General features: G+C 45.9%; 25 protein-coding genes. 3 read left to right on the forward strand and 22 right to left on the reverse strand.

What is annotated here, in order from left to right; genetic code table 11:
• Positions 1-7: 7 nt before the first annotated feature.
• The 16 genes from folD to ACIFSR_RS14440 all read right to left on the reverse strand — a co-directional run bounded on the left by folD (position 8) and on the right by ACIFSR_RS14440 (position 11,039).
• A complete protein-coding gene (gene folD / locus ACIFSR_RS14365) occupies positions 8-868 on the reverse strand; it encodes a bifunctional methylenetetrahydrofolate dehydrogenase/methenyltetrahydrofolate cyclohydrolase FolD (protein WP_076266956.1) in 861 nt (286 codons plus the stop codon).
• A gap of 50 nt (positions 869-918) precedes the next feature.
• On the reverse strand, positions 919-1,362 hold the full coding sequence (gene nusB, locus ACIFSR_RS14370) for a transcription antitermination factor NusB (protein ID WP_339203358.1): 444 nt from the start codon (positions 1,360-1,362) through the stop codon (positions 919-921).
• 150 nt (positions 1,363-1,512) lie between these two features.
• Positions 1,513-1,743, reverse strand: coding sequence for a DUF2273 domain-containing protein (locus ACIFSR_RS14375; RefSeq protein WP_076266955.1), 231 nt, complete (start codon positions 1,741-1,743; stop codon positions 1,513-1,515).
• Positions 1,744-1,757: 14 nt separating this feature from the next.
• Entirely contained in the window at positions 1,758-2,315 is a 558-nt protein-coding gene (gene amaP, locus ACIFSR_RS14380) for an alkaline shock response membrane anchor protein AmaP (RefSeq protein ID WP_076266954.1), read from the reverse strand.
• Between the two features lie 102 nt (positions 2,316-2,417).
• The gene (locus tag ACIFSR_RS14385) at positions 2,418-2,825 is read right to left on the reverse strand and encodes an Asp23/Gls24 family envelope stress response protein (protein ID WP_076266953.1); all 408 of its coding nucleotides are present in this window, start codon (positions 2,823-2,825) and stop codon (positions 2,418-2,420) included.
• A 136-nt stretch (positions 2,826-2,961) separates the two neighbouring features.
• A complete protein-coding gene (gene accC, locus ACIFSR_RS14390; protein WP_076266952.1) occupies positions 2,962-4,317 on the reverse strand; it encodes an acetyl-CoA carboxylase biotin carboxylase subunit in 1,356 nt (451 codons plus the stop codon).
• A gap of 53 nt (positions 4,318-4,370) precedes the next feature.
• Complete coding sequence (gene accB, locus ACIFSR_RS14395) at positions 4,371-4,862, reverse strand: acetyl-CoA carboxylase biotin carboxyl carrier protein (RefSeq protein ID WP_076266951.1); 492 nt, start codon at positions 4,860-4,862, stop codon at positions 4,371-4,373.
• A gap of 231 nt (positions 4,863-5,093) precedes the next feature.
• Positions 5,094-5,726, reverse strand: a complete 633-nt coding sequence (locus ACIFSR_RS14400; RefSeq protein ID WP_339203361.1) for a SpoIIIAH-like family protein — start codon at positions 5,724-5,726, stop codon at positions 5,094-5,096.
• 32 nt (positions 5,727-5,758) lie between these two features.
• Entirely contained in the window at positions 5,759-6,391 is a 633-nt protein-coding gene (spoIIIAG, locus tag ACIFSR_RS14405; protein ID WP_076266949.1) for a stage III sporulation protein AG, read from the reverse strand.
• Between the two features lie 32 nt (positions 6,392-6,423).
• The gene (gene spoIIIAF, locus ACIFSR_RS14410; RefSeq protein WP_430057933.1) at positions 6,424-7,179 is read right to left on the reverse strand and encodes a stage III sporulation protein AF; all 756 of its coding nucleotides are present in this window, start codon (positions 7,177-7,179) and stop codon (positions 6,424-6,426) included.
• A 17-nt stretch (positions 7,180-7,196) separates the two neighbouring features.
• Positions 7,197-8,441, reverse strand: coding sequence for a stage III sporulation protein AE (spoIIIAE, locus tag ACIFSR_RS14415; protein ID WP_430058063.1), 1,245 nt, complete (start codon positions 8,439-8,441; stop codon positions 7,197-7,199).
• 8 nt (positions 8,442-8,449) lie between these two features.
• Positions 8,450-8,845, reverse strand: coding sequence for a stage III sporulation protein AD (spoIIIAD, locus tag ACIFSR_RS14420; protein ID WP_054024281.1), 396 nt, complete (start codon positions 8,843-8,845; stop codon positions 8,450-8,452).
• Between the two features lie 40 nt (positions 8,846-8,885).
• Positions 8,886-9,089 carry a stage III sporulation protein AC gene (gene spoIIIAC, locus ACIFSR_RS14425; RefSeq protein ID WP_054024280.1) on the reverse strand — a complete coding sequence of 68 codons (204 nt, stop codon included), beginning with the start codon at positions 9,087-9,089 and terminating at the stop codon, positions 8,886-8,888.
• A 15-nt stretch (positions 9,090-9,104) separates the two neighbouring features.
• Positions 9,105-9,623 (reverse strand): stage III sporulation protein SpoIIIAB, encoded by a 519-nt coding sequence (gene spoIIIAB / locus ACIFSR_RS14430; protein WP_076266947.1) that lies wholly within the window; start codon positions 9,621-9,623, stop codon positions 9,105-9,107.
• Positions 9,620-10,669, reverse strand: a complete 1,050-nt coding sequence (gene spoIIIAA / locus ACIFSR_RS14435) for a stage III sporulation protein AA (RefSeq protein WP_430057935.1) — start codon at positions 10,667-10,669, stop codon at positions 9,620-9,622. The genes spoIIIAB and spoIIIAA overlap by 4 nt, the downstream gene beginning before the upstream one ends.
• A gap of 103 nt (positions 10,670-10,772) precedes the next feature.
• Positions 10,773-11,039, reverse strand: a complete 267-nt coding sequence (locus tag ACIFSR_RS14440; protein WP_076266945.1) for a YqhV family protein — start codon at positions 11,037-11,039, stop codon at positions 10,773-10,775.
• 136 nt (positions 11,040-11,175) lie between these two features.
• Here ACIFSR_RS14440 and ACIFSR_RS14445 point away from each other — a divergent pair, with 136 nt between their 5' ends.
• Positions 11,176-11,889, forward strand: coding sequence for a 2-phosphosulfolactate phosphatase (locus tag ACIFSR_RS14445; RefSeq protein ID WP_339203367.1), 714 nt, complete (start codon positions 11,176-11,178; stop codon positions 11,887-11,889).
• 73 nt (positions 11,890-11,962) lie between these two features.
• On the opposite strand, the gene ACIFSR_RS14450 is transcribed toward ACIFSR_RS14445, so the two are convergent.
• The 5 genes from ACIFSR_RS14450 to ACIFSR_RS14470 all read right to left on the reverse strand — a co-directional run bounded on the left by ACIFSR_RS14450 (position 11,963) and on the right by ACIFSR_RS14470 (position 16,169).
• Positions 11,963-13,216 carry an aspartate kinase gene (locus tag ACIFSR_RS14450; RefSeq protein WP_430057937.1) on the reverse strand — a complete coding sequence of 418 codons (1,254 nt, stop codon included), beginning with the start codon at positions 13,214-13,216 and terminating at the stop codon, positions 11,963-11,965.
• A gap of 228 nt (positions 13,217-13,444) precedes the next feature.
• Positions 13,445-14,002, reverse strand: coding sequence for an elongation factor P (gene efp, locus ACIFSR_RS14455; protein WP_076266942.1), 558 nt, complete (start codon positions 14,000-14,002; stop codon positions 13,445-13,447).
• Positions 14,003-14,030: 28 nt separating this feature from the next.
• The gene (locus ACIFSR_RS14460) at positions 14,031-15,104 is read right to left on the reverse strand and encodes a M24 family metallopeptidase (protein WP_430057938.1); all 1,074 of its coding nucleotides are present in this window, start codon (positions 15,102-15,104) and stop codon (positions 14,031-14,033) included.
• Between the two features lie 25 nt (positions 15,105-15,129).
• Positions 15,130-15,570: a type II 3-dehydroquinate dehydratase gene (gene aroQ, locus ACIFSR_RS14465; protein ID WP_430057940.1), complete on the reverse strand. Its 441-nt coding sequence runs from the start codon at positions 15,568-15,570 to the stop codon at positions 15,130-15,132.
• Between the two features lie 92 nt (positions 15,571-15,662).
• Positions 15,663-16,169, reverse strand: coding sequence for a YqhR family membrane protein (locus ACIFSR_RS14470; RefSeq protein WP_430057942.1), 507 nt, complete (start codon positions 16,167-16,169; stop codon positions 15,663-15,665).
• 219 nt (positions 16,170-16,388) lie between these two features.
• On the opposite strand from ACIFSR_RS14470, the gene ACIFSR_RS14475 reads away from it, so the two are divergent.
• On the forward strand, positions 16,389-17,351 hold the full coding sequence (locus ACIFSR_RS14475; protein WP_339203375.1) for a DUF1385 domain-containing protein: 963 nt from the start codon (positions 16,389-16,391) through the stop codon (positions 17,349-17,351).
• Between the two features lie 31 nt (positions 17,352-17,382).
• Complete coding sequence (locus tag ACIFSR_RS14480) at positions 17,383-17,700, forward strand: hypothetical protein (protein ID WP_339203376.1); 318 nt, start codon at positions 17,383-17,385, stop codon at positions 17,698-17,700.
• Positions 17,701-17,767: 67 nt separating this feature from the next.
• Here ACIFSR_RS14480 and mntR read toward each other — a convergent pair whose 3' ends face one another.
• On the reverse strand, positions 17,768-18,190 hold the full coding sequence (gene mntR / locus ACIFSR_RS14485) for a transcriptional regulator MntR (protein ID WP_053376766.1): 423 nt from the start codon (positions 18,188-18,190) through the stop codon (positions 17,768-17,770).
• Between the last annotated feature and the right edge of the window lies 1 nt (position 18,191).

The following is an 18,191-nucleotide window of genomic DNA, read 5'->3' on the forward strand; positions in this document are numbered from 1 at the left end:
CCCGCCATCACTCCTTAATTCCGTTAGCCCTTTTTGCTGCTGTAATCGTATTTTTCATTAAGAGCGTAATCGTCATCGGACCAACTCCGCCTGGTACTGGTGTAATGAAGCCGGCTGTATCCAAACAATCGTCAAAATCAACATCACCCGCGAGCTTGCCGCTCTCCAAACGGTTAATGCCGACATCAATAACAATTGCCCCTGGCTTAACAAATTTACTGTCAATAGCTTTTGCCTTCCCGATGGCAACAACAAGAATATCTGCTTGTTTAGCGATTTCCTCCATGTTTGCTGTACGAGAATGACAGATCGTAACTGTAGCATTCTCACGAAGCAGCAGCATGGCAACTGGCTTGCCCACAATATTGCTTCTTCCGATAACAACGGCATGTTTCCCCGAAATATCGACGCCGCTGCGCTTAATAAGCTCAATTACTCCTGCAGGCGTACAAGGCAGCAGGCTGTCGTCGCCAATAACCAAATTCCCAACACTTTCCGGATGAAAGCCGTCAACATCTTTTTCAACGGCAATCGCATCAATAACAGCCTTCTCGTTAATATGCTTCGGAAGAGGCAGTTGAACTAGAATCCCGTTGATCGTAGACTGATTGTTCAAACGTTCAATAACAGCAAGTAAATCCTCTTCACTTGTGTCTGCGTCTAAACGATGTACCTCTGAATAAAAACCAAGCTGCTGGCAAGCTTTTTCCTTAGAGCCAACGTAAACTTTTGAGGCAGGATCTTCGCCTACGAGTACGACTGCCAAACCTGGGATAATTCCCTTTTCTTTCAAGGCTGCAGTTTCCGTAATCATCTCCTCACGGATAAGGTCGGATATTTTCTTTCCTTCAATGATTTGTGCACACATAGCTCCAGTCTCCTTTTACATCGATGAATGTTTGATTAATTTCATATCCATTATGATTTTAATTCTTCGATTTCCAAAAGCAATTTTCCAAGTACGCCGTTTACAAACTTGCCGGATTCCTCTGTGCCAAAATGCTTGGCAAGCTCAATCGCTTCATTGATCGTTGCTTTCGGCGGAACATCATCGCGGAATACCATCTCGTACGTAGCAAGCCTTAGAACCTGGCGATCTACGCGGGATAAACGATCAATATGCCAACCTGTCAAAAATTGCTGAAGCATACCGTCAATGGCTTGCTTATGCTCCATTACGCCAGCTACAATCTCACGTGCGAACGCATCTGTGCTGCCAATCTCAGCAGGATCGGCACCCATTTCATTATCTAAACTCATTTCTTCCACAAGCATGTCCACTGCCTCTGAAGCCGTAACTTCATTCATTTCCATCTGGTATAAGCTTGAAATCGCTATTTCTCGTGCTAATCTACGTTTCATGTGACCTCCGCGGCAGTTTCATGCCGATAAAATGGTTTTATTCTTGTAAACTCAATTGTTCAAGCCAATATTTCAAAAAAAACCTATGATCTCCTCCCTGCCCCGAATAAGCGGCTTTCCGAAATCCGGAGTACGGAGGAGACCACAGGATCATTTAAACGGTCGAAATCTTTCCAACAACGAATACCAAAGCCGCTGCCATGGAAAAATAGGTCCGTCGCTTGTTTCCTTTTGTAAGCCGATCCAATAACCGATTGAGACAAGCAGCCCTACAAAAAGCATGTCCCAAAAACCGACAAACAAATATAGCAATCCGAAAAACAGCCCTATCGCTGCGCCAATCATACGCTTCTGATAGATGTTCCAGAATTCCCTCCACATGAGCAAACTCACCTCTATTCCACGCGACTCTTAAATGTCCCCGTTTGAATGATGTTCGCAACATATACCGCAACGTTCGTTACGGGTATACCGGCAATATCCTCTACATGCTCTTTCACCGTACGTTGAATCTCTTCCGTAAGCACCGGTATGGAGCTTTCTCCATCTACTACAGCGCGTATTACGATATCAAGTCCAGCATCCGTTGCCCGAATGCGCGCACGCAAGTCCTTAACGCCGCGCTGGCGCGATGCTGCTTTCAATGTCAAATTTTCAATGGTTTCAAGAGAGATGCGTATATCTCCGAAATCAGTCCTTTGATCAATTGACGGAGCAGTAGCTGATCCGCGATAAAGAGATACGACAAAAAACCTTAGGCTAAGAATGAATAGGATGACTCCGACAACTGCGAGCGTAATTTGAATGGAGTCGATACGATATAAATCGCCTATTAAATCGTTTAATAAATCTCGCGATATCCAGCCAAATCCTATGGATAGCAGAAAAACGGATAAACATCCAATCACGATGCTATACAAAAACAAAAGCAGCTTGTCCACGACCTTAATCATGCGTAGCGCCTCCTCCTGCCAAGCCGAATGAAAACCCCCTTGCGCCGAGCGGCATGCCCATTCACGAGGGGGTTGTACGGGATTTAATTAAAACATCTTTATTTATTTAACTCGGTGCAGCACTTCTTCTTCTTCCGGTTTATCAGGCGTCTTGAAATGTACATCGTGAATATGTACGTTCACTTCAACAACGTGGAGTCCCGTCATCATCTCGATAGAACGTTTCACATTACGTTGAATTTCCGAAGCGATCTCCGGAATACGGTTGCCGTACTCAACGATAATGGATACATCTACCGCAGCTTCACGCTGACCCACTTCAACTTTAACACCTTTGGATAAATTTTTGCGTCCAAGAAGCTCTACGATGCCTCCTGCAAATCCGCCGCTCATTCCAGCGACTCCATCCACTTCAATCGTAGCTAATCCAGCGATAACTTCGATGACTTCAGGTGCAATTTGAATCGTGCCAATGTCCGTTTTCTCATACTCCGCAGCTATCGTACTCATGATGGCTGTACACCTCCTTAAAGTTGCGCGTACTCGGCGTCAAGGCCAAGCAATAAACCGCATCTTGTTAATATACTATAACATTCGGTAAGAAATATGACAAACGATACTACTTGTTCACATCTTTGTCGTATCTTCATTCAGGAGCGTTAATATCGTGCTCCTCAAGAAACTTAATGTCGAAGTTTCCGCTTACGAATTTCGGGTGATTCAGCAGCTTCAAATGGAAAGGAATGGTTGTCCGAATGCCATCAATAGCGAATTCAGACAATGCCCGTTTCATTCTTGCAATGGCTTCTTCGCGGGTTGAGCCCCAAACGATAAGCTTAGCAATCATCGAATCGTAATGCGGTGAAATCGTATAGCCAGGGTAAACTGCGCTATCCACACGTACACCCGCGCCGCCTGGCGGCAAGTAAAAGGGAATCAGGCCAGGAGAAGGCATAAAGTTCCTTTCGGAATCCTCTGCGTTAATCCGGCACTCGATGGACCAGCCAGTAATTTTCAGATCACTTTGTGAGAACGAAAGTGGATTGCCTTCTGCTACAGAAATCATTTCTTTAATTAAATCCACGTTAGTGATCATCTCCGTTACGGGATGCTCAACTTGGATACGCGTATTCATTTCCATAAAGTAGAACTTCTCATCAGGGCCAAGTAGAAACTCTAATGTTCCTGCACCTGAGTAATTTACAGCTAAAGCTGCGCGAACAGCTGCTTGTCCCATCTTATCCCGCAGTTCAGGAGTAAGAACAGAACAAGGCGCCTCTTCGACGAGCTTCTGGCGTCTGCGCTGCACAGAGCAATCACGTTCGAATAAATGAACAGCATTGCCATGCTTGTCAGCCATAATTTGAATTTCAACGTGCTTCATGCCCGTCAAATATTTTTCCAGATAAACGCCCGCATTTCCGAAAGCCTTTTGAGCTTCCTGCTGTGCAGTCGTAATTTGCGCTACTAGCGTTGTCTCGTCATCCGCAATTCGGATGCCTTTGCCTCCGCCGCCCGCTGTTGCTTTAATAATAACGGGGTAGCCGATTTCGCGAGCGACACGAATAGCTTCATCCATATTCTCAACAAGACCGTCAGAACCCGGAATAATTGGCACATCAGCCGTTCTCATCGTCAGCTTTGCAACCGCTTTGTCGCCCATTTTATTAATGGCTTCCGGCGATGGCCCGATGAAGGTGATATTGCATGATTCGCATATTTCAGCAAAGTCAGCGTTTTCAGCTAGAAAACCATAACCCGGATGGATAGCATCACACTCGGTTATTGTAGCTACGCTCATAATATTCGTTAAGTTTAAATAGCTGTCTTTAGATGCCGTAGGCCCGATACAATAAGCTTCATCGGCTAACCGTACATGAAGCGAATCACGATCCGCTTCGGAATAAACGGCAACAGTGCTAATACCTAATTCGCGGCAAGCGCGAATGATACGTACAGCAATCTCACCGCGGTTTGCAATTAATATTTTGTGAAATTTCACGTAGGAACCCCTTTCAAACGACAGTTTCCCTGTTCGGACGTCAACTCACTACATTATTCAGGCTTTACAAGGAATAGTGGCTGGCCGTACTCAACGAGCTGACCATTAGAAACCAAAATTTCTACGATTTCGCCTTTAACTTCTGCTTCAAGTTCATTCATCAGCTTCATAGCTTCCAAAATACATACGACGCTCTTATCATTTACGCGATCGCCTACTTTTACGAAAGCTCCCGCTTCCGGAGTAGGAGAACTATAGAACGTTCCTACCATTGGAGATACGATTTGATGCAAATGATCCGTTGAAGGACGAGCTGGTGCCGTTTCTTGTACGGCTTGAGGCTGCGCTGCTGGTGCGGCTGGCTGAGCTTGTAAAGGTGCAGGCGCGTATGTATGCGTAATTGGGGCCGCTTGCACATTCACCACTTCTGTTTTGCCAGGCTTGCGGATGAGCAGGCGAGTCCCTTCGTTTTCAATTTCCAGCTCATGAACGGAAGTTTGATCAACCAATTTGATCAACTCTTTGATCTCGCTCAATTTGAACATGAATATTTTCACTCCTTAAATTTGCGATAGCAAGATTGCTTCCATAGCTTGTACACCTAAATGGTGTCCATGCCATTATAACCAATTCTTTCACATAACGTTTAACATTATATCATAAACAAGCCTGAACACGAATCATTTTTTGTATATTCGAGCATGACAGCCAAAAAAAAGGTCTTGCCCCTTCCAGCTAATATGCCGAAGGGACAAGGCCTTTTCTTGATGGTAGAGCTATTGAGGCTGCTTAACCGATACATATTGTACGGATACTTGATCAGCATCGACATCAAGCGTGCTCATGACCAGCTTAATAATGTCTGCTGCTTGCTTTTTCTCAAGCTTATCGCTTGAAACCACTACATTGTATTTATCGCTTTGCTCGTCGATAACTACATTTTCGTATTGTTTCAGCAGCTCTGCTTCAATGCCCGTGAGCTTCGTGTGCTTCTCCTCCAGCATGTCAAGCTCAGCTATAGCGGCTGATGCTTCCTCCGGTTTTTTAAGCGTATCATTAACTGCTGCCATCACCCGATTATCTACCTCGTTGTATTTCATTTCCCGTTTGGCTAACAATTCACTAAATACGCCGCCTGCTGCTAATCCTTGCGCATCAATCTGTTTCAAAGTTTCTTTATCAGCTTCGCTCAAAACCGCTCCATCAACTGGCTTCTCTACCTCGTTTACAACGATACCATTGCCGCTTGTTGCTGCTTCTGTCGCATTTTGCGCCGCTTGCTCTGTTTGCGAGCCATCCGTCAACACATCAGGCGTATCCACATCTTGCGTGAATAAATAATAAGCTGATAATACCACCATTAAACTGAGCATTGATACAAGCCATACCGTTTGTCTTTTCGTGTTCATGAGAACACCCTCCCCATCCATTCAATTTGGTTTTATTGTTTGCTTGGTACAACAGAAATTCGATTAACCGGTACGTTGATGCCCTTCTCCACCGCATTGGTAATGAGACGTCTGACTGTTACGTTTTCAGCACCTTTGGCAACTATGAGAATACCGCGTATGCGCGGGTTAATCGTTTTGGTGATAATTGGCTTTTGGTCTCCGGACACTTCGTACAATACGACCTGTCCGTCTTTTGTGATTGATGTAATATGCCGCTTGCCGCCATTCGGATCATTCTCATCCGTAATTTGCTGCGATTCTTGTGTATTTCGTTCTAAGATGCTTTCTTCTGTAGAATCGAGAGTTACAAGCACATCAACCGTTCCAACGCCTACAATTTTCTCTAATATTTCCTTCAGCCTTACTTCTAGGGAATTTTCGAGAGTGGCGAATACTGAACTTCCAGAGGTGACCGAATTGCCCCAAGCTGCCTCCGACTGAGGCGGCGGATTAGGTTCTTGCACAGAGGGCTCAACTCCTTTATAGGGTAAAAATGAATTTAGAATCATTAGCGCTGCACCAATCCCCCCTATGATTAGTAAAATTCGCAGTGTCCGCACTCGCTTTGGACCGCCAGGACCGCCGCCAACCGCTGATTCTATGCCATCAAGCCATTTGGCCACCGCGCCTTACCCCCTCTCCAACTTTGAACCTCTCACTTCGCCTTTTGTTGATCCGCAGGTTGCCTTACGATGATTTGATCCTCAGAAAGCCCCCACCCCTTCGAAATCAAGCTGTATATTGCAGCTGAAGTCGCTGGATCAGCTCTTGACCAATTCCCTTCCGTCTTTTCCGTTTCCGTAGATGCTTCCAGAGCAGCTTGATCATCTATACCGCTTGGAACTTTGCTCCCACCTTCAATAGGCGCTATTTCAACATCTACAACAACGGGCTGTACTGCTTCCACGGAAGCCTCTTCCTTAAACGGGCTTTTTTTGTTATCTGCTGCTTTGAGTGTCACGGTTACTTCACTAATATAGGGAGTTGCTTTGCCGGAAACGGTAGTCCATTTCAATACAGCATCAACCTCTGCTATAGGAGCTTTTGTCCGCTCGACCAGCTCATTTCGAATGGAAGCTTCCAATGTTCGTTCCGTTAATTTTGCAGCCTCCAGGCTGCGCTTATCGCTCATCGCCTGAGCATCTCGCTTAATTTGGTTTAGTCCGCTCATTTGCGATTCAACCTTCATAGCAGATTTGCTCCAATTGTCCATTCCTTCATCCAGCTTGGCTCCAATGTCGCTTTGTATAAGTTTCAATATGGGTGAGAGTATCGTCAGAAGGATGAACAAGCCGACTACTAGCCGAGCGTAGCGCTGCATTGCTTTGTTCGGGAGCAGAAGTTCGACGAACACTGCCAGAAGAATGACTGCAATAATATCTCTCAGCCAGTCGCTTAACCAAGCAACCACAGCTCTCGTCCCCTTCCTTACCTGACCATCATCGCCGCATTGCCTGCAGTCAAAATGATCGTAACCGCAAGAAAAAACATAAGACTGACAGCAGCCAAAGCCGCAAATACGTAAATCATCGTCTTGCCGATCGTCTCTAGGCAGGTGACGATCGGTGATTCTCCCAGCGGCTGCATGACAGCAGCAGCAATGTTATAAATGAGCGCTAGCGTCAAAATTTTGATTGCAGGAAATGCGCTGATGAAGAGCAGAATAATGACACCTGCTAAGCCAATTGCATTTTTCGCAAGCATGGAAGCAGAGATGACTGTATCCGCCGCATCGGAAAACATTCTCCCTACAACAGGGACGAAATTTCCTGTTACGAACTTAGCCGTTCGCAGTGTAACGCCATCTGTAACCGCTCCTGTCGCCCCTTGTACTGAGATGACACCTAGAAAAACTGTCAGCAGCACTCCCATTACGCCTACTCCAATGTTTCGCAGCAGATTAGCTAGTTGGGTAACCTTGAATTTTTCTGATAAAGCACTTGCTATATGAAGCACGGCCGAAAAGAACAATAATGGAAACACTAGCGTGTAAATGAGTGTTCCTACGGCATGAATCATGAAAATGATCAATGGATGTAAAACCGATACGGTGACTACGTTGCCCATTGAAGCAAGCAGCGTTAGCAGCAGCGGGACCATCGCAAGCATAAATTGAATCATGCTTTCAATTGCTCCTTTTGCATAACCCATTGCGACATGGAAACTATTTACCGCGATAATGATAAGCACCATGTACGTAATAGAGTAGGCTACCTTGCTGACCGCGTTTCGTTCAAAAGCATTTTGCAGCGTTTCGAGCACCATACTGAATACCGTCAGCATCACTATTGTCACAAGGAGCTTGCCATTATAAAGCACCTCATGCCACAAATACTTCAGCAGGCCGCTCAGCATATCCGTTAGCTTTAGGCCATCACCTCCTGGAAGAATCATCTCCATGAAACTTGGAATATTCTGCTCTGGGAAAAAACCGCCATATTCGCTTCGGAGATTGTTCCAGTAAGACTCAACAGCACCCGTTTCCAATCCGCCAATCTGCTGGGTTGTCAGCTCCTTTGCAAGCTCATCCGCGTTAGCTTGATTATCCAAAACCGGCGCTGCGCTCTCACCGCTAATGGCATAGGTAACTGTCGGAGCGATTGATAAAATGATCATGGATACAAAGATGAACAGCAACAGCTTGGCCCGTTCACGTGCAGGAGTCAGCTTCATCATTCGCTTCAACCCCCATCCGGCAGCAGCCCGATTACTGTCTCGACAATGACGCTGATAATAGGGACAGCCATAACAAGAATAAACACTTTGCCGGCAAATTCGATTTTTGAGGCAATTCCTTCTTGCCCTGCATCTCTGACGATCTGTGCTCCAAACTCAGCAATATATGCGATTCCGATTATTTTCAAGATCGTCTTCAAGTAAATGGAAGGGATACCTGATCGATTAGCCAGATCCTCAAGCACGGAAATGACAATTTCGATTTTGCCAATCAAATACAGGAATATAAACAATCCCGTAAACGCGGCGAGCAAAAAGGAGAACATCGGTTTTTGCTCTCGAACGACAATAATGAGTACCGAAGCCATCAGACCAAGACCAACGATTTGAATCATTTCCATTTGGCTCACCTGCTTGCAATCACTTCTAAAATGATGACGTCTACTGGAACAAAAAAATCGATTTAATTTCTTGGAATAATTCATTAAGCATTCGAACAACCATAAACAAAACGACAACAAACCCGATTAGCGTTACCCAGTGCGCCATATCTTCTTTTCCCATTTGCTTCAGCACCGAATGTATCATGGCGATAACAATTCCGATTCCAGCAATTTGGAAAATGGCGCTCACATCCATATTCATCAATGCGGCACCCCACTACACCATCAAAATGACGACCAGAACGGCGATCAAAATTCCGAGACTTTTCCACATTTTCTCGTAACGCCCCTGATCGTCTCTCGCAGCGTCCTCCTCAGCCTTCAGCTGCAATAACGCAAGATGTATATGCTTCATTTGATCTTCCTTATCGCTTATGCCAAGCGTCGTTCCTAAACGTATAAGTACGGCTTGTTCGTTTTTTCGCATCGATGTTGCATCCCATTGTGACTTTATCGCTTGCTCCCAGCTATCGCTGAAGGTAAAGCTTTCGGTTTCCCAAACCCCGTTTGCTGCCTTGCGAAATATGGTTGCTAGCGGCTCCGGAGTAGCAGAAGCTGTCCTCTCCAGTGCTTCTGGCAATGGAGTATGACCATAACCGATTTCTGTCTCCAGCCTTTGCAGTGCATGTGCCAGCTGTCTTAGCTGCCTTGGACGTTCGGCGAATTTCGCTGCTTGCTGGAAGCCTATCATCGTGCCTGCAAACAGGACCAAAACCGCACCTAACAGCTTTATCACGGGTCACCAGCTCGGAATCGACCAGAGAAGGAGGGTGCAGTATCTGCAAGCTGCCGATTAGGCGTCTTTGGCTCGCGTGCAGGAGATCGTTCGGCGACTGCCTCAGCAGGAACGACGCGGTGCATGATACCTTGATCTGTGCGCTTCAGCTCCACCACGTAGGTGAACGCTCCTTCTTCCAGCAGCTTCAGCAGCACCGGTCTGCCTCTAGCATCCTGCAAATCGTAGGCGTGCGCGGTTGCGACTACACTAATTCCCGCGTGGCTTGCTTCTCGGATGGCTTCCGCATCCTCAGGCCGTCCAATCTCATCAATAATCATAACCTCTGGCGACATTGAGCGAAGCAGCATCATCATGCCTTCTGCCTTCGGACAAGCGTCCATAACATCGGTTCTAGGGCCAACATCAAATGTTGGAATACCGCGAACACAGGCTGCAATCTCTGAACGCTCATCTACAATTCCTACCTTTCGGCCCTGCCATCCACTTGCTTCTAGGCTTGGCCATAACCCATAGCTGACTGATCTCGCAATGTCACGTACGAGTGTTGTTTTACCTTGCTGCGGTGGAGCTAGAATGAGAGTGGAATGCAGCGTTTTTCTCGTCCGATCGATTAGTTTGGGCAGGAGAAGCGCACTCGCTCCGATCACTTCTCTAGCAACTCGAATATTGAATGCGCCAATATCGCGGATACCCCTCACAACGCCGCTGTCGAGTATCGTCCTGCCCGCTAGTCCAATGCGATGTCCGCCTGAAACCGTTATAAAGCCCCTTCTCAGTTCCTCCTCCATCGCATACAAGGAATAGTTGGTAATGCGTTCGAGCAGCTTGCGACATGTGTCTGCCGAAGGCTTGTATGCTCCGTCGGCAGCCTGACGCAGCGTCCCGTCAATCATCATAAATCGAGACTGTCCGCGGAACCCTATTTCTAGCGGTCGTCCCTCTCGAATCCGAATTTCCTCCAGCTGCTCCTGCATTTGTTCAGGAAGGCGCTCCAGCAGCGTCTTCAGCTCCAAAGGCAATAAATGTGATACGCGTGCCAGCATATGATTATCACTCCCGGATGTTTGTCCTTCGTAGTTCCTATTTGTATGCTTGTATTGCGAAAATATGTCTGCCCCATTTCATAAATGCTAGAGTTGAAATCTATTATTTTTTCAAAATACCGATCATCAAGCAAATAACGCCCGCTCCTACCCAAAGAAACTTGCCTGGCGACAGCTTATCGGACATCCCGACGAGCCCCACCGTTGTTGTAGCTATCAGAATAAGCGGGCCTACTAAAGCAAGTGATGAGTTTACTACTAGCGCCTTGTCAATTTGGTTTAAACGAAGCATAAGCAGTGCTGCGCAAATCTCAATTGTTCCAGACGTCAGCCGCAGTGAAGCCATCGTTAATACAATTTTATTTAGCATGAATGGATAACCTCCCTTCAATGAACCGACTATTCCTTAATCATATGCTGGCTTGTCTGTCTTTCATGCCGGGCACAGGCACGTTGTTAGGCGCATATCATAAAGAATTGAGTTTGAGAAAGGCGGAATAACAACGATGCAAGTGCAGGTTATATCCAGTGTGAACGAAGCGAGCTCGGCAAGATTTCATCATAAAACGGCAATTATTATCGATGTTTTGCGAGCTACAAGCACAATTGTTACCGCTATTGCTGCGGGAGCTTCATGCATCATTCCTGCTGAAACGGTAATGGAAGCGCGAGCACTTCAGCGACCGGGAGATTTGCTTGGAGGAGAACGCTTTTGCCGGAAAATCGCGGGTTTTGATGTTGGCAATTCGCCAGAGGAATACACCGAGCAGGCCGTCGCTGGCAAACGAATTATTTTGACGACTACGAACGGAACAAGGGCAATCCATAAATCAATGAGGGCGGATCATGTGTTGACCGCATCGCTTCTAAATGCGGAGGCTTGCGCTCGAGCAGCGATCGAGCTGCGGAGAGATGTCGTTATTTTGTGCGCCGGGAGTCACGATGAATTTGCTATTGAGGATGGCTTGTGTGCCGGCCTTGTACTTGATAGACTTCAAGGCTTAAGCCACTTCGCTATAGAGATGGATGACTTTGGCTGTGCGATGCTCGCTTTGTACCGAAATCGCTCCACTCAAGTGAAAGAAACGATCATGAACGGAATGACCGGAAAAAAACTGATAAAGCTAGGAATGAAAAAAGACATAGAGGCATGCTCCGCTATCGATATCTATCAAGAAGTACCTAGACTGAACGGTGATCAATTAACGAGGAATGGTTGAAATTCCAAGTTAATAAAAACAAGAAAAAGCGTGCTCCCTAACAAGGAAGCACGCTTTTGTTATTTCTATTAGATTAACGGCGATCCTGAGGGCCGCCTACAAATGCCTGCTCTTCTGTATCAAGACCATACGCTGTATGAAGTGCACGTACAACTTCGCTGAGCGGCTCTGCATTAATAACGCAAGAACATTTAATTTCAGATGTGCTTACCATCTTAATGCTTACACCTAGTGAAGATATGGTTGCGAACATTTTCGCTGCTACGCCTGGATTGCTGACCATGCCAGCACCTACGATCGATATTTTAACTAGATCGGATTCCGATGTCGTTTCACGGAAAGGGACAGTTCCGCGAATTCCCTCGATAACGGAAATCGCTTTATCTTTATCATCGCCTGAAAGCGTGAAGGAGAAATCGGCTTTGCCGTCCTGAACACCGCTTTGTACGATAATGTCCACATCGATGCCGTTGTTTGCTAATGCGCCGAACACATTTGCAAGCACGCCAGGAACATCCTCAACTCCCATAATGCTGATTCTTGCTACATTTTTGTCAAACGCGATGCCGCGAACGACCACGCCTTGCTCCATGACCGCTTCCTCCTTCACACTTGTACCTTCGTTTTGAGTAAAGCTTGAACGCACAACTAGCTTTACATTGTTATGCTTAGCGTATTCCACCGCACGCGGATGCAATACAGCAGCGCCTAAATTAGCTAGCTCTAGCATCTCATCATAAGAGATTTCATTTAGCTTGCGCGCATTTTTGACTACACGAGGATCCGTTGAGTAAATTCCGTCAACATCGGTATAAATCTCGCAAACGTCTGCTTTCATCGCAGCAGCCATTGCAACTGCAGTCGTATCAGAACCGCCGCGGCCGAGTGTTGTAATTTCTCCCTCTTCCGTCATCCCCTGAAAACCTGCAATAATAGCTACATTACCCTCTTCAAGCGCTTTGAACACGCGCTCTGGATGGATATTAGTCATCTTCGCTTTACCATGCACCGCTTCTGTACGAATGCCTGCTTGCCAGCCCGTGAAGGAAACGGCCTTTGCACCAAGCTGATGTACGGTCATCGATAACAAGGCTATCGAAATTTGCTCTCCAACTGTTAAAAGCATATCCATTTCCCGCGCCGGCGGATTTGGATTTAGCTGTTTCGACTGATCGATTAAATCGTCTGTCGTATCTCCCATGGCAGAAACAACAACAACGATATCGTTGCCTTCTTGCTGCCTCTCAATAATACGTTTTGCTACACGCTGCATCCGCTCCGGCGTTCCAACGGAGCTGCCGCCAAACTTCATCACGATTAACGACAAAGCCGATTCACTCCTAAACCTGACATATACATACAAGTCAATATTATATCACATTGCGCTTACCTATGGGTATATTCTCTTACAAAAAAACCGTCCGAAATCCTTCGGACGGTTTTAAATATAAGAATTTATAAGCTAGCACTCTTATAAACGGCTTATATTTCTCCGCTAAACGAAAGCTAAGCCTCCAAGGATGGCTTTAGCCGTTTACACTTGTCAAGCTGCTTACTAAGCGCGCGAGATGTATTTGCCTTCACGAGTATCGATCAGCAAAACGTCGCCTTCGTTAATGAACAGTGGAACTTGAACGTTAAGGCCAGTTTCAACCTTAGCTGTTTTTGTTGCGCCTTGCGCTGTGTTGCCCTTCACGCCCGGCTCTGTTTCAATAACTTTCAGCTCTACGCTGTTTTGCATTTGAATACCAAGGATTTCACCTTGATAGCTCGAAATGTTAACGTTCATGTTTTCTTTCAGGAAGTTAAGCTCCCACTCAAGCTGTTTCTTGTCCAAGTTAAATTGGTCAAACGTCTCGTTATCCATGAATGTATACTCCGAACCGGAGTTATACAAATATTGCACTTCACGGTTTTCGATGATCGCGCGGCCAATGCTCTCGCCTGCACGGAACGTTTTCTCAACAACGTTGCCGTTGCGAAGGTTTTTCAGCTTAGAGCGTACGAATGCAGCGCCTTTACCAGGTTTTACGTGCTGAAAGTCTAGAACTGTAAAAATATCGGAGTCTACTTGCACGGTCAAGCCTGTTTTAAAATCGTTTACTGAAATCATTGCTGATTCCCTCCTGAATGAATAGTCCTTAACCCAGAGTGATTAAATCCTTCGGGGATGAGGTTAATATTTTAATACCGGTTTCCGTAATAACGATGTCATCCTCAATGCGTACGCCGCCGAAGCTTGGTACGTAAATGCCGGGTTCTACCGTAACCGTCATGCCGGGGGTTAAAATCGTTTCACTGAATTTGGACAACCTAGGGGCCTCATGAATTTCCATGCCCAGACCGTGTCCGGTACCATGTCCAAATAGATCGCCATAACCGTATTTCGTAATGATGTCGCGAGTTAGCGCATCCGCTTCACGACCGGTCATGCCTGGCTTAATATGCTCAAGTGCATGCAACTGCGCTTCAAGCACGATATTGTAAATCTCGAGATGCTTAGCTGTCGGAGTGCCGACCACGACTGTCCGTGTCAAATCGGAGCAATAACCGTTGTAATAAGCGCCGAAATCAAGCTTTACAAACTCATTATTCCCAATAATGCGATCGCTAGCTACTCCATGCGGCAACGCAGAGCGCTCGCCTGAGGCTACGATCGTATCGAAGGAAGAAGAAGTCGCGCCATGGCTGCGCATATAAACTTCCATTTCAAGTGCGATATCCGTTTCACGAACTCCTGGGCGAATGAGCTTCAAAATGTGATTGAATGTGCTGTCCGCAAGATCGGCAGCTTCCTGCATAATTTGAAGTTCTGCCTCGTCCTTAATGTAACGAAGCTGTTCCACTAATCCTGAGGCAGGCTCAAGCGTGATACCGTCTAATGTTTTCGACCAAGCAGTAAATTCACTGTATACGACATGGTCTTGTTCAAAAGCCAGCTTCGACAGCTTATGTTGTCTTAGCAGCTCAAGCACATCCGCAAGCGGATTCGAACCATGCTCAACAATTTGAAAATTGACCGCCTGCTGCGGTGCTTGTGTGCGGTAGCGGAAATCCGTCAGCAAATAGCTTTCGCTTAGCGTAATCAACACCATGCCTGACGAACCAGTGAATCCGCTTATGTAGCGACGGTTATACTCGCTTCCAATTAGTATCGCTTCAAAGCGATGTTCTTCCATCAGCTGCCGAAGTCGTTTTACTCTATCGTTTGCCATAACCGCTTCACCCTCTCTTAACTTATTACTGTTTGTTCAAGTGACGCACGAGCGCAGTTAGACCAAGCTCATAGCTATCAGACCCGAAGCCGGCAATTTGACCGACTGCAATCGCAGCAACGACGGACGTATGACGGAACGCTTCTCTCTTGTGAATGTTCGACATATGCACCTCGATAATCGGCAAATCAACGGTGCTAAGCGCATCGCGAAGCGCGTAGCTGTAATGGGTCCAAGCACCAGGATTGATGACAATGCCGTCTGCCTTGCCGTACGCACTATGTATTCGATCAATCATATCGCCCTCATGATTCGTTTGGAAAAATTCAACGGAGACGCCAAGCGCCTCAGCTTTATCCTTCAAGAGCGATTCGATGTCTGCAAGTGTTTCTGTCCCGTATACGCCAGGCTCACGAATGCCGAGCATATTTAAGTTCGGTCCGTTTAAAACAACAATTTTGTGCATGAATGCACCTCCCAAGCAACCGAATCCATCATAGGTTCAAAGATCATTAGCCATTTTACCACAAATGTCTGCCGCTTGAGAAGTAGAACTCGCTACTGTGCTTTCGCAGGCTCCCTCGATGCTTCATCCGTGAACTCAAAAGCAATCGAATAACCAATGAATACACCCCATAAAAGAAAGACACACAACTCTGTGTAAAGCGTATTCCAGCCCGCTTTCGTGATGCCTGGCATAACGCCAAGCAGTGGTCCCGCCGCAATAAACAAAATCGCCCACCAAACCAATCCGTACACGATACCTGGCCAAGGTCCTCGCAGCTTCCCAAGTATAACTATATATAGAAAGGCAGCCACTATAGAAAAAATAATAAACGCTCCAACACTTACGACTTCTCCCCATCCCGTTTTTAGAAAAGAAGCTTTAAAAAAAGGATCTGCCACAAATCCGGGAAGCACCTTCGTAAAATTCATCTCAAAGAACATCCAGCGTACAACGCCCCATATTAAGCCAGCAAAAAAACCGATTTTGATTGCGTAAAGCCACGGGTTTGTTACATGATCCTGTTTATCATATTGGTTTCGTTGTTTACTGTTAGCCATTACGCTAAGCCTCCACTCTGATTTCCATAGTTGTCCGAATTAGTATGTGAAATAATAGCGATGGATAACCATACTTTACCGTCAACTTGCCTATCCCTTCCTTTATGTATGCTGGCGTTGGCAATTGACTGATAGATCAAGTACAATAGACATACAAAGATAAGGTACATTCGTCGCAACAGCTAAGACGATATTCCAATCAAGGAAGGTGACACGCACTTGCCGCAAGACTCCCGAAGCATATATGGCGGACAAGCGGTTATTGAAGGCGTTATGTTTGCTGGCAAACACGTTAACGTAACAGCTGTCCGACGCAAAAATGATGAAATCGTATTTTATGAAGTACCTCGCACAACGAAGAATTGGATTCAAGCATTGAAAAAAATCCCTCTCGTTCGAGGCGTTGTCGGTATTCTTGAATCAAGCGCCAAAGGCTCCCAGCATTTGAACTTTTCTATGGAAGCCTACGCTGAGGATGAAGCCGGTGAGGGTAAAGAAACAGACAGCAATCAACAACCTGCTGCAGTAAAGGAAGAAAAAAAGCAAGGCTGGAGTCTCAGCATGATTGTTGGCGTAGCTGTCGCTGGCGTGCTTTCCTTTATTTTCGGCAAACTTATTTTCACTGCTGCACCCGCAGCGCTCGAGGAACTTCTTTTCTCAGGGGTATTTGAAAATAAGATCGGTCATAACTTATTAGAAGGACTTATCAAAATTATTTTGCTGCTTTCTTATTTGTATTTCATTTCCATGACACCGTTAATTAAGCGGTTGTTCCAATATCATGGAGCTGAGCATAAAGTAATTAGTACTTATGAAGCTGGTGAAGAGCTTACGGTTCAAAATGTACAGAAGTACAGCCGCCTTCACTACCGCTGCGGTTCAAGCTTTATCGTGTTCACCGTTATTGTAGGTGTTGTTGTCTACTCGTTGCCGTTCTTTACTTGGGACACAATATGGGAACGCGTCTACATCCGTATCTTACTGCTTCCACTCGTTCTTGGCCTCTCCTACGAGGTGCTTCGCTGGACAAATGCTTTGCGTGAAATTCCAGTGCTGCGCTACCTCGGATATCCGGGACTATGGCTGCAGCTTCTAACGACTAAAGAACCGCGTGATGAGCAAGTTGCAGTATCCATTGCATCCTTCAAACGCATGCTTGAACTAGACAAACAAATGAAATAATTTCTATTGAAAAAGGAAAGGCGGAATTACAATGAGCAGAATACCAAGCAAATGGAATGTTTGGTCCATATCGTTTTTGGCGCTGCTGTTGATCGGTCTCGTTTACAGCGTTATCCAAAGCCCAATAACCTTTCTTATTCCCATTGTGGTGCTTGGCGGCATTTTCTTGCTATATAAATATCCGCCTTCTTTCTTAAGAGGTTACAATACGCGGCAAGGAGGAGTACATGTCACACAAAGACGTGCTCCTGCAAGCAAAACGAGAACGAACAAAAACCGCTCCAAGACCGTGCCGTTTCGTGTCATTGAAGGCGGCAAGGAAGATGACGATACACCTAAATATCATTAAATCAAACAAAAGGCCCGAGGCATAATTGCCTCGGGCCTTTTTGCTTTCTCGTTCGTATCGATATGTATTACTCGCTGTCCATTTCCGCACGCACGGCGCGAAGCTCGTCCATACGCTGAGAATCTCTTCGGAAATATTCAACTAAAGTTTCAATACAGGTTATAGAGTCCCAGCTAAGATGATGCTCGATTCCTTCAACATCCTGATAAATATTCTCGTCCTGTACGCCAATCGTCGTTAGGAATGACTCTAACAATTGATGCCGATCAACAAGCCTTTTGCCCATTTTTTTCCCTTTATTGGTCAGGACCAGTCCGCGATACTTCTCATAGATCAAATAATTATCTTTATCAAGCTTTTGAATCATCTTGGTGACCGATGAAGGATGCACCTCTAGTCCTTCTGCAATGTCCGAGACACGCGCATAACCTTTTTCATCAATCAACTTATAAATTCTTTCCAAGTAGTCTTCCATGCTCGGTGTCGGCACT

The sequence above is a fragment of the Paenibacillus sp. NRS-1760 genome, assembly GCF_050467785.1.
Taxonomy (GTDB): Bacteria; Bacillota; Bacilli; order Paenibacillales; family Paenibacillaceae; genus Pristimantibacillus.